General features: G+C 39.4%; 11 protein-coding genes. 4 read left to right on the top strand and 7 right to left on the bottom strand.

All coding sequences use genetic code 11. From position 1 onward, the window contains the following. Positions 1–75: 75 nt before the first annotated feature. Both ABLB96_RS07305 and ABLB96_RS07300 read right to left on the bottom strand, forming a co-directional pair. Positions 76–417: an FKBP-type peptidyl-prolyl cis-trans isomerase gene (locus ABLB96_RS07305; RefSeq protein ID WP_309456296.1), complete on the bottom strand. Its 342-nt coding sequence runs from the start codon at positions 415–417 to the stop codon at positions 76–78. 87 nt (positions 418–504) lie between these two features. After that, a complete protein-coding gene (locus ABLB96_RS07300) occupies positions 505–1,035 on the bottom strand; it encodes a YaeQ family protein (protein WP_348896085.1) in 531 nt (176 codons plus the stop codon). 189 nt (positions 1,036–1,224) lie between these two features. On the opposite strand from ABLB96_RS07300, the gene dctA reads away from it, so the two are divergent. Continuing rightward, complete coding sequence (dctA, locus tag ABLB96_RS07295) at positions 1,225–2,487, top strand: C4-dicarboxylate transporter DctA (RefSeq protein ID WP_348896086.1); 1,263 nt, start codon at positions 1,225–1,227, stop codon at positions 2,485–2,487. A 42-nt stretch (positions 2,488–2,529) separates the two neighbouring features. Here the strand turns inward: dctA and ABLB96_RS07290 are convergent, their stop codons facing one another. Further along, positions 2,530–3,528: a GTP-binding protein gene (locus tag ABLB96_RS07290; protein WP_348896087.1), complete on the bottom strand. Its 999-nt coding sequence runs from the start codon at positions 3,526–3,528 to the stop codon at positions 2,530–2,532. 497 nt (positions 3,529–4,025) lie between these two features. Between ABLB96_RS07290 and ABLB96_RS07285 the strand changes: the two genes are divergently transcribed. Next, complete coding sequence (locus ABLB96_RS07285; protein WP_199966869.1) at positions 4,026–4,220, top strand: hypothetical protein; 195 nt, start codon at positions 4,026–4,028, stop codon at positions 4,218–4,220. A 116-nt stretch (positions 4,221–4,336) separates the two neighbouring features. Here ABLB96_RS07285 and ABLB96_RS07280 read toward each other — a convergent pair whose 3' ends face one another. From ABLB96_RS07280 to ABLB96_RS07265, 4 genes are all read right to left on the bottom strand, one after another. Beyond that, entirely contained in the window at positions 4,337–4,852 is a 516-nt protein-coding gene (locus ABLB96_RS07280) for an acyl-CoA thioesterase (protein WP_348896088.1), read from the bottom strand. Positions 4,853–5,100: 248 nt separating this feature from the next. Beyond that, positions 5,101–5,715 carry a MarC family protein gene (locus tag ABLB96_RS07275; protein ID WP_348896089.1) on the bottom strand — a complete coding sequence of 205 codons (615 nt, stop codon included), beginning with the start codon at positions 5,713–5,715 and terminating at the stop codon, positions 5,101–5,103. An 11-nt stretch (positions 5,716–5,726) separates the two neighbouring features. After that, positions 5,727–7,793, bottom strand: a complete 2,067-nt coding sequence (locus tag ABLB96_RS07270) for a choline transporter (RefSeq protein WP_348896090.1) — start codon at positions 7,791–7,793, stop codon at positions 5,727–5,729. A gap of 117 nt (positions 7,794–7,910) precedes the next feature. Beyond that, entirely contained in the window at positions 7,911–9,533 is a 1,623-nt protein-coding gene (locus tag ABLB96_RS07265) for a BCCT family transporter (RefSeq protein WP_348896091.1), read from the bottom strand. A 265-nt stretch (positions 9,534–9,798) separates the two neighbouring features. Between ABLB96_RS07265 and betI the strand changes: the two genes are divergently transcribed. Together betI and betB are read left to right on the top strand one after the other, a co-directional pair. After that, positions 9,799–10,422: a transcriptional regulator BetI gene (gene betI, locus ABLB96_RS07260; protein ID WP_348896092.1), complete on the top strand. Its 624-nt coding sequence runs from the start codon at positions 9,799–9,801 to the stop codon at positions 10,420–10,422. Beyond that, positions 10,415–11,887 carry a betaine-aldehyde dehydrogenase gene (gene betB / locus ABLB96_RS07255; protein ID WP_348896093.1) on the top strand — a complete coding sequence of 491 codons (1,473 nt, stop codon included), beginning with the start codon at positions 10,415–10,417 and terminating at the stop codon, positions 11,885–11,887. Before betI ends, betB begins: the two co-directional genes overlap by 8 nt. Positions 11,888–11,955 lie beyond the last annotated feature (68 nt).

Below are 11,955 nucleotides of genomic sequence, written 5' to 3'. Positions count from 1 at the left end.
TAAGCTAAAATATAAATAACTAATGTATATATATTTAAAGCTCATATATAAAATCAAAAACTAAAAAATTTGATTTCATTCATCACGGGTTTTTACGTCAAATAATTCAATTTCAAAAATCAAATTTGAGTTTGCCGGAATAATTTTACCCATTTTACGTTCACCATACGCTAAATGCGCAGGAACAATAAGTTTACGTTTTCCGCCAACTTTCATACCCATAATGCCTTGGTCCCATCCTTTAATGACACGGCCGGTACCAATCACGCATTCGAAATAATTTCCGCGATCGATCGAAGAGTCGAATTGAGTACCGTCTTCTAACCACCCCGTATAGTGAGTCGTAATTAGAGCACCTTTAACCGCTTCTTTACCTTCGCCTACTTTTAAATCGATAATTTCTAATTCAGTGATCATAACATTCCCGTTTCATTTAATTTGACAATTCAGACTCAGTCTTTAGTCTAGCAAGTGAACTTGTAAGTTTTGTTGCGCTTTTCAATTTTACTGTAATTGAGTCCACACGACATTCGCTTGGCCATTTTCACCAAGTACAGTCCATTCTGAGTCCATAACATTTAACTGCAACTGCATAGTGCGCTCACAAAGTTGCTCTAGCTCTGCGGTACTTTTAGAAGCAATTTGCCAGACCTGAACATTACTCAATGTTTTAATTTTACTATTTTTCTTCCACCAGTCTTCGACCTGTGAACCATAGGCAACGATTGCCACACTTTTACAGCGAGCACTGGCTTTTTTTACTTTATCTTCAGAAGGTAAACCAACTTCAATCCAGTTTTCTAACTGGCCTGTTAAATCTTTTTGCCATAATGCTGGTTCATCGGTCTCAAAAAGATCTTTGGTAAATTCAAGACTATCACTTGCAAAACGTGCAAATGCCATGACACGAACCATTAATCGTTCTAGAGTTTCTGAAGGATGTAAGGCAAGCGTTAGTTGATAATCACCATAAATATGGTCATCCATATTGGCGATATTCAAATCTGCTTTATAAATTGTTGCTTTAAGCGCCATAGTCGATATGTCCAAAAATTTGGCGCTAAGAATACTCGATTTTAGTTAAAAAAATTATAGAAAAAACGCAGTAACACAAAACTTCTTATTCTCTAAATTTACCTCTTATTCCAAAACATCTAAGCACTTTCAAAGTTGGCGGGCTTTTTGCTTGAAAGGGATTGTATTCCTCTCTCGATTTGATGACTTATGTGGCAAAAACTTAAAAGTAGTCTATTTCTACAAGTCCTCTGTGCTCTGTTCCTTGGAATTGCAGTAGGACTTGGTTTTCATGATTTCTCCCTAGCTTTGAAACCTCTCGGCGATGGTTTTATTTCTCTCATTAAAATGTTAATTGCACCGATTGTGTTTTGTGTGGTGGTACTGGGAATCTATGGTGCAAACGACATTAAAAAAATGGGCAAAGTCGGTGCAAAAACGATTCTTTATTTTGAAGTAGTCACCGGTATTGCTTTAATTTTGGGAATTATTGTTGCTTATGTCTTTAAACCGGGCGTCGGTATGAATATAGATATTCATCATTTAGATGCTAAAGATTTAAGTACCTATACCGAACGTGCTCATGACATGCATACAGGTTCGGACTTTCTACTCAATATCATTCCAAAAACATTTACTGCTGCTTTTGCCAACGGCGATATTTTACAGGTTTTACTCATTGCGATTTTATTTGGTGTCTCGCTACTTTTAATTCCTAAACATTTAGCCGAGTTGGTACGTCAAGCACTTGAGGCTTTCTCTGAAGTCTTCTTTAAAATTATGGGACTGATTATCCGTTTGGCACCTCTCGGCGTATTCGGTTCAGTTGCCTACACCACTGCTAAATTTGGATCAGACTCACTCTTACAACTTGGTTATTTGGTGCTGCTGTTCTATATCACTTGTATTTTATTTGTTGTGATTGTTCTAGGTGCCATTTTAAAACTGGCTGGCCTCAACATCTTCAAATTTGTGGGCTATTTTAAAGATGAGTTGGCAATTGTTTTAGGTACCGCTTCTTCCGATTCGGTTCTTCCGCAAGTAATGAAAAAGCTTAAAAACCTAGGCATTAAAGATTCAACAGTGGGTCTAGTCATCCCAACGGGTTATTCTTTTAATTTAGATGGTTTTTCAATTTACTTAACCTTAGGGGTGATCTTTATTGCACAGGCCTGCAATATCGATCTTTCTATGCATGACTTGTTGGCTATTTTACTGGTTTCGCTGATTACCTCTAAAGGGGCACATGGTATTCCCGGGTCTGCCCTAGTGATTCTTGCTGCGACACTTTCGGTTATTCCAAGCTTACCTGCAATTGGTTTAGTGCTTTTATTGTCTGTAGACTGGTTTATCGGGATTATTCGTGCCTGCACCAACTTAATTGGTAACTGTGTTGCTACCGTTGTGATTGCACATTGGGAAAAAGACATTGACCATGCTCAAGCTAAAGCTGTGCTCGACCTCAAAAAATAGATGAATATTTTTGAGAACATTGAGCTATTTTTTCAATGTTCTCTATTCATCAATTCTGCAAGCTAACAAGTCTGTTTCAAATGCTAACCAGTCATGGTGATGTTGACCAATGATTTCAATGCGGTTATCAATACTTTCTTCACCCGACTTGTAATTAAACTGCTCAGGATTAAAGTTAAATGTTTTCCAACCCTGATCGGTATTGAAAATACCTTTAATACGTAGCCAATCTTGCTGTGCACAGAGTAAATCGAGCAAAGCATAAAACTCGAATTTCCAACGTTTAGGTAATTTCCAACCTGCAACAATATAGCCTTGCGCCGACTCAACATAATGATAAGGCAATTGATGAATTTCTTTTGCAGCCTCAGCTTGAGTCATTTTCTTTTGAATCTTAAGCAAAGGCTGTATAGATCGTTCAGTTAAACGAGCAGCTACATCTATTTGCTCAAGTTCAAGTTGGCCATGTTCGCTCTTTAGCCACTGCTGCCCATAAGGTTGATATTCTTCTTGAAGCTCATCAAGCGCCTGATCATCTTCAAAAGTCATCATGTCAGCATGCGACACCACCACAATTTGCGCAGCTTTTAACTGGTCTTCATAAAGGTTTTGCTTTACCCAACTGGTATTATGCAGACGACTACCATCTACAACCGTGACCAATGCACGCATGGCTAAACTATTTTGCCAGTGAGGTTCCGTTAACTGATCAAACAATTGCGAAGGATGACCAAGCCCAGTTGGTTCAATAAAGAGTCGATCTGGCTTTTGTTCACTTAACAAACGCGCCAAGGCAATATGCATGGGGAGTTGGCTACTACAACACAAACAGCCACCTAATAATTCTTTTACGGCATAACCTTGTTCTTGCGGTAAGAGTTGCTGGTCTACCCCTATTTGCCCAAACTCATTCATTAATACAGCCCATACTTCATCTTTAGGTTTCTGGCTTAATAAATGCTGTAGCAATGTGGTTTTTCCTGCCCCTAAAAATCCTGAAATAATATGGGTCGGAACGGTTTTTTGGGCAATTAGTTTCACAAGCGGCTCAAATCAACAAGGTTTTAAAATCTGTTTAAGGTATATCACTGTTTATGTGTCATGAAAATAATTTTTCATTTTGAAGATATACTTTTCAATTATTCGGTTTAAGCACTAAAAATGAGACATACATCTCATCAAGTATCTAAATTAACTTTGAATAATAAACAATTAAACGGAATATTCTATTTATAGACATTCATAATTCATGCCAAAGTGTTTTGTTTACGTAACCAACTTGATTTTTTTTTATCCAACAAGAAATATTCTTTCACATTTTTAGACCCTAATTGGCGCTCTAATTTTACAGTATACGCACATAAACGGGCCTTATATTTCTTATTGTTAAGATAGCCGTAATAGATTGTTAAGTTAATTGATGTAATGCCCAGTGCGGCTTAGCATGTCTCCTAACTTAATCGTTCTCAAATACATATTCGATGTATGGACTGTTAAGTTTAATTTATTTATCAATAGATATTTAAGGATGCCATAAAATGAAATTAGCTAAAACTTTACTCGCTACTACACTCGCTTTAACTGCTGCTTCAACTTTTGCTGCTTCTAAACATGATAAAGTTCATGCTCCTGAAGATAAAGTTGTAGTTTCAACTCAAGAACAAGCAAACACTGCAAATGCTGCATCTGAGGCGGTAGGTTCTGCTTCTGAAGCTGCTCCTGCAACTCGTTAATTATCTCTGTACTCTCCTCCAAGCTCAGAGATAATTTTACTGGAATGAAACAGGACGTTAATTTCCGGTGAAGAACAAAAAAAAAGATCGAACCATGCTGCGGTTCGATCTTTTTTTTAAGAAGTTTTCTTATACATGCTACAAGAAGGATTATGATTTTCTTGTAAACGTAAAACTTTACGATGCTCTGCTGCTTCAAATCGACAGCGTTTCCACTCAGTATCCAGATTTAATTGCGGAACCTCACACGGCTTGCCCTTTTCATCTACAGCAACCATAGTGAAATAACAGCTATTGGTATGGCGAACAGTACGCTTTTGAATATTTTGGGCTTCGACACGAATACCCACTTCCATTGAAGTACGCCCAACATGGTTCACACTTGCTAAAAATGTAACAAGCTCACCTACATAAATCGGTTCTTTAAAATTCACTTTATCTACAGATAAGGTCACCACATAACTGCCCGAATAACGGCTTGCACACGCATATGCCACTTGGTCTAAAAACTTTAGAATTGTTCCACCATGAACATTACCTGAAAAATTTGCCATGTCGGGTGTCATTAAAACTGACATGGATAATTCTGACTGATCATCAGTTACTGTTGTCATTTCATCTAATGTAGTCATGACTCAACTCTGTCTCAAACAAGCTCAGTAAATATTATGGTGGATTATTCATAAAAAAAACATGTTTAAATCCACTACATAGCATCGTATTTCTTAATATTGTCGATTATTTTTTTAAATCGCGTTTTTTAATCATTTTTTAGTTTTTCTTAAATAAAGAAACAGCTCAGCCTTAATCAAAGTTAAAAAAAATGCTATGCCATTTTTTTTAGTTTTAAATGACATAGCGTGGTTTTACAGAGGTCTTGCTATACTTTATTCACTACGCCGATTACACCATTAATAATCATATCAATCGCAATCGTACCAATTAATAAAGCAGATAAACGCCCGACAATATCGAAATAGCGATCGATATATTTTGCATGTTTATAACGTAAATGATCATGTGAAAATTTCATCAAAATCAAAATACTACAGGTTAGAAACAAGGTGAAGGCAATGACTAAAGCTGCCTCAACAATTGACATACCTATTCCTGTGACTACAGCAGCGCTGATGGTGCCCGGCCCAATCATAAAAGGCATAGCAATGGTGCCAGCCAGATGCTCCGGTGCACCGCGCATTTCACCAATGGTATCGGCACCCTGAAACACATAACGATAGCCAATCACTAAAAAGATAAGGCCGCCAAAAATCTGGAAAGCTTCAAAGCGAACATTCAGGTATTTACTAAAAATTGTTTCGCCGCCCCATGCAAACAGCATGAACACGACAAAAGCAATCAAACTGCCTTGAATTAAGGCTTTATTAAATACCTTCGCGTCTGAATGGCGAATGAGGCCAATCATATAAATGCTCATTAAAAATGGATTGAGCAAAGAGAAAAATAAAGCAAAAGAATGCAGATAGGGTGAAACCATGCATACTCCCCTTAAGCTTGCGGATCTGGGAACAATGGACGGTTCCCTGGGCTAATACGATTAATATGTAAGAAAGTCATGTGTCTTTCATATTTATCTAAAATGTCATTAATAACCTGTTCTTTACTGTAGCCTACAAGATCATTGTCTTGAGAGCCTTCATAAAGATAAGTTTCCAAACGGTAATAGAACTGCTTGCCTCGTTTTACACGCTGACTAAAGTTAGGCGCGCTATAACGAACTGGCCAGATCTGATAAACAAAGTTTTGCTCTTCTTCCAAATGAATGGTGATATCGAGGTGATAAAGCGCCTCTTCATCTTCAAGTGGAGTTTGCTGTACATCGACATTCATGCCTTGCTTAATCAGCTCATCAGCCACGGCTTGAACTGCTGGATAACAAACATCATCTAACATACGTTTGGTTTCAGTCGTTCCGGGATGATGCATTACACGGGTCAAACGCTTTTTCCAATTCAGAATATCAACGTTACCCACCACAGGTGCCGCATTCATACTCCGGCTCGCGTGCCTGTAGTCTTCAAGTCTAAGTGACTTATAAAGACCGGCCATGACAAGGAACATCACAAAACTAAACGGCAATCCCATAATAATGGTTGCATTTTGCAAAGCGGTAATCCCGTTGGTCATGAGCATGGCGAGCGTTAACAAACCAATGGCAATTGCCCAAAACACACTTAACCAACGCGGTGCATCATTATCAATATGAGTAAGCTTAGTGGTGAAGTTTCCTAAAACTAAAGCACCTGAGTCGGCAGAAGTTACATAGAACAAGAGACCTGTCACTGTTGCGATTGAAGCAATAAAGGTAAAACCTGGGTACTGCGCCAATAAGTCATAAAAACCATGAGCAGGATTGACTAATACCGTTGCAGCTAAAGTCTTGTTACCTTCAAAAATCACACTGTGTAATGCACTATTACCAAAAATAGATAACCATGTAATCGTAAATAAAAGTGGGATAATTAAAGTCCCGCAGACAAACTCACGAATAGTACGCCCTCTTGAAATGCGCGCCAAAAAGAGTCCTACAAATGGAGACCAAGCAATCCACCATGCCCAGAAAAACAGAGTCCAGCTACTCATCCACTCTTTAGGCTGTTCAAAAGCAAAACTTTGCAAAGCTAAAGTTGGGAACCGAGTTAAATAATCACCAATATTTTGTACCAGCGCATTAAGTAAAAACTCGGTATTACCCAAAAACAAAATAAACAGCAAAAGACCAATGGATACATAAATATTGATCTCAGACAAAATCCGAAGGCCTTTATTGACTCCGGAAGTCACCGAAATAATACTAATGCCAACCGCAGTGGCAATCAGTGCAAACTGCATCCAGATATTCTCTGGCAGTCCTAATAAAACATGTAAACCATAATTCAGCTGTACCACGCCAATCCCGCAGGTGGTCGCAATACCAAAAATTGTCCCAATGACAGCGGCAGTATCTACACTGTGACCAATCGGCCCATTAATTCTGTTGCCGAAAATCGGGTAAAGTGCAGAACGAATAGTAAGTGGCAAATTATAGCGATAACTGAAATAGCCAAGTGCCATACCAATCAAGGCATACATACACCATCCAGTCAAACCATAGTGAAACAGGGTCCACACCATACTTTGGCGTGCAGCTTCATAGGTCTGGCCTACTCCAACAGGTGGTTGCATATAATGAGATAATGGCTCGGCTACCGAGAAGAACATTAAATCGATACCAATACCTGCCGAAAACAGCATGGCAGACCAACTCAGTAGACTAAACTCAGGCTTTGAGTGTTTAGGACCAAGTTTAATTTCACCATATCTTGAACATGCAATGAAAATTACAAACACCATATACAGTGTTGCAGCCAGTAAGTAATACCAGCCAAATGTTGCCGTTACCCATTCAAGTACCGTGTTAATGGTTCGATTTGCAAAATCGTTAAAGAAAAAAGTAACGAGAGAAAAGATTAAAATGATTAGAGCTGAAATATAAAAAACCACACGGTTAAGCGGGTCTTTTTTAGATTTAGATAATGTTAAATCATCAACTGCTCTTGGATTATCTGTTGCCATACAATCCTCAAGGAATAGAAGAAAAATAAAATATTCAATTTAGCCTTTTCACTATTTAATAATAATGAAAAGACTGCTTTGAACGCAAAAAATATAAATAACTGTGATTAACCAAGATTATAAAACCTCGGTCACTTTATTCTGGTCACAATTCGATGGAGTAGAAATGTCTTTTGAAATAGCTAACTGCTTTTTCGCGACATTCGGGTCAAAATCATCTTGCTTTAAGGCTTTGGCTAAACCAAACATATAAAGCAAAATAATGACTGAAAATGGTAAACCACATAACACCACGGCACTTTGCATGGAGTTAAAACTACCAGCTAATAATAAGCCGATACTTACAATGGTAATGACCACAGACCAAAAGATACGTAACCAGATCGGTGAATCACTATCACTGGTGCCCCCTTTCGAGGACAAATTGGCGATCATTAGTGTACCAGACCCAACCGGTGTCAAAAATAAAACGAAACAAATTACAACAACAATCCCGGCTATATATGGATTAAACGGGAGATATTCGAGTAATTTGAATAATGACAATGCCGGATCATTTAAAACCATATCACCTAAAGCTTTCTGTTTTTGATTAAGAATTAAATAAATTGCGGTATTTCCAAAAATCGAAATCCAAGCCAAAGTAAAACCAAGCGGAATTAAACAAACCCCTAAAACCACTTCACGAATCGTTCGACCTTTGGAAATGCGGGCAATAAACATACCTACAAAAGGTGCCCAAGCAATCCACCATGCCCAATAAAACACAGTCCACGAACCCAACCAGCCACTGGCCTTTTGATTGTATAAATACATATCAAAACTTTTGCCAATAAAATGGTCGAGATAGTCACCCACATTTTGAACCAGACCATTTAACAAATGGTTAGTCGGTCCTGTTAAAAACACAAATAACAATAGAGCATAGAGTAATCGCAAGTTAATGCGTGATAACCATGCCAAACCTTTTTCAATGCCAACCACTGTGGTGATGGTTGCCACAGACATCATCAGTAAAACAGCGGTAATTAAAGTAAGAGAGTTATGCGGTATTTCAGGAATTAAATAGCAAATGCCTGAGACTAATACTAAAGCACCAATACCCAAGTTAGTCACAAGCGAAATCACTGTCGCTAAAATACCAAAACCATCGACAAAGTCGCCCACCAAGCCATGAACACGCTCTCCAAAAATTGGATAGAGTGCCGAGCGTAATGCGAGAGGTAAATCTTTTCTAAAGGCAAAGTAACCTAAAGTCACGCCAAGCAAAGCATAAAGTACCCAGCCATGAATACCCCAGTGCAAAAAGCTATTGGTCATGGCATTTCGGGCGGCTTGAATGGTGCCGGCCTCACCTTCTGGCGGTCTTAGAAAATGGTCAACAGGCTCTGCAACGCCGTAATAAAGTAAAGCAATCCCAATCCCTGCCGAAAACAGCATAGAGGTCCAGGCCAAATAGCCAAACTCGGGTTTGTCGTCATCTTTACCTAACGGAATTTGCCCAACTTTTGAAAAAGCAAGCCAAGCCACAAAGCCTAAACACACCACAATCACCAGCATGTAATACCACCCGAAAAAGTGATTTACCTGCTCTTGTACAAAGGTCAGCCAAAACTGACTTTTTTCTGGAAACAGTACAAATAAGAGGCCAAAAATGCCGATACTGACTGCTGAACTCCAAAATACGAAACGATTTAACCGAATATGGTCTGAATAATATCCATTACCTTTCAACACCATCTTATTGCTCCTTGCAATCGGTGTATTTTTTCAAAAATAACGTGATAAGTACTGGACTTATGCGCATCATCCTATCCTTAAGAACTTCTGATTCTATCTCTTCTACCCCGAAGTAAGATTCAAAAATTCATTGATTTTTACATATCATACTTGTTATTGATTGAACGTTCAATCAATAACAAGTATGATAAAAAAAGTGCTATGATGCTCTGCAAGTTAACATGCTGAATTTAAAGCACCCATAAAAGTGCTGATGTGGACAATCATGACAAAACGCAGAGTAAAACCAGAGCATGTGCGCCGTGAAGAGATTATGAACGCTGCACTCGACGTAATTTATGAAGTGGGGTTATCCAATACCACCATTGCACAAATTGCAAAAAAAGCCGAGCTGTCGACCGGCATTGTCAGCCATTACTTTGGTGACAAACAGGGGTTAATAAATACCTGTATGCAAGAAATGCTAAATGTTTTGCGTCGGAAAACCGAACAGTACAGAGCAGAAGCAGATTCGCATCCAGAGAGCCAGATTAAGGCGATTATTGACTCTAACTTTGACATTAGTCAGGTCAACGAAAAAGCAATGCGGGTCTGGTTAGACTTTTGGTCTGCAAGTATGCATGTACCAGACTTAAGCCGCTTGCAAAAGATTAATGATCAACGCCTGTATTCCAACTTGAAGTTTTATTTTCTCAAGTTAATGGAAGAACAACAGGCCAGTGTTGCCGCTCGAGGTTTGGCAGCATTGATTGATGGATTATGGTTACGAGGCAGTTTAAGCCGTCATAACGAATTTGACAGCAACCTTGCCCGTTCCATTGCTTACGATTATGTACAAACGCAATTGCAATTTGCGAACAAGCCTTTGCAGGAGAGACAAAATGAATGATGCACAAGTTCATCAGTTGTATATCCATGGACGCTACGTTAAAGCAACTAGTGGTAAAACATTTAATAGTATTAACCCTGCCAACGGCGAAATTATCGCGACTCTTGAACAAGCATCTGAGCAAGATATAGAAGCTGCTGTAAAAAGTGCCCAACAAGGACAAAAAATCTGGGCAGCTATGACCGCTATGGAGCGTTCACGCATTTTACGCCGCGCTGTCGATATTCTTCGTGAACGTAATGATGAGCTTGCTCGACTTGAAACCTTAGACACAGGCAAAGCCTATAGCGAAACATCTACAGTCGATATTGTGACTGGTGCAGATGTACTCGAATACTACGCAGGACTTGCAACTGCCATTCAGGGTGACCAAGTTCCACTTCGCGAATCAAGTTTCTTTTATACACGCCGTGAACCATTAGGCGTAGTTGCAGGTATTGGGGCTTGGAACTATCCAATTCAAATCGCTTTATGGAAATCTGCCCCTGCTCTTGCAGCCGGCAACGCCATGATTTTCAAACCAAGTGAAACAACGCCACTCACTGCATTTAAACTTGCAGAAATCTATACAGAAGCTGGTTTACCAGACGGCGTATTTAACGTTGTACAAGGTGCTGGCCGTGAAATTGGTCAATGGCTCACTGAACATCCTGTGATTGAAAAAATCTCATTCACTGGTGGCGTTGAAACCGGCAAAAAAGTCATGGCAAGCGCTGCTGGCTCTACACTTAAAGAAGTGACCATGGAGCTTGGTGGTAAGTCACCACTGATTATTTGTGAAGATGCTGACCTGAACCGTGCAGCAGATATTGCAGTTATGGCGAACTTCTTTAGTTCAGGTCAGGTCTGTACCAACGGTACGCGTGTATTTGTTCCAAAATCACGTTTAGCCGATTTTGAAAAAGCTGTGGTAGAGCGTGTAAAACGTATTCGCATGGGCGATCCAATGGCTGAAGACACAAACTTCGGTCCACTCACTAGCTTCCCGCACATGGAAAAAGTGTTGTCTTTCATTGAGTCAGGCAAACAACAAGGAGCTAAAGTCTTAATTGGTGGTGGCCGTGCGACCGAAGGCGAACTTGCCAAAGGCGCTTATGTACTTCCGACGGTATTTAGTGACTGTACTGACCAGATGGCGATTGTTCAAGAAGAAATTTTTGGACCTGTCATGAGCATCTTAAGCTATGAAACCGAAGAAGAAGTCATCCGTCGTGCCAACGATACGACCTTTGGTTTGGCTGCCGGCGTTGTTACTCAAGACATTAGTCGCGCTCATCGGATTATTCACCAGATTGAAGCTGGTATTTGCTGGATTAACACCTGGGGCGAATCGCCTGCCGAAATGCCAGTAGGTGGCTATAAACAATCAGGTGTAGGCCGCGAAAATGGTCTCACCACTCTTGGGCACTACACCCGTATCAAATCTATTCAAGTTGAACTTGGCGATTATCAAAGCATTTTTTAATGCATCCATCGCTTTAAACACTTCAACCTAAATCACATATGCCGAGCAGTCTTTATAGATTGCTCAGG

Source organism: Acinetobacter sp. XH1741 (assembly GCF_041021895.1).
In the GTDB taxonomy this organism is placed as follows: Bacteria; Pseudomonadota; Gammaproteobacteria; order Pseudomonadales; family Moraxellaceae; genus Acinetobacter.
This window is presented reverse-complemented; position numbering and strand designations above follow the sequence as displayed.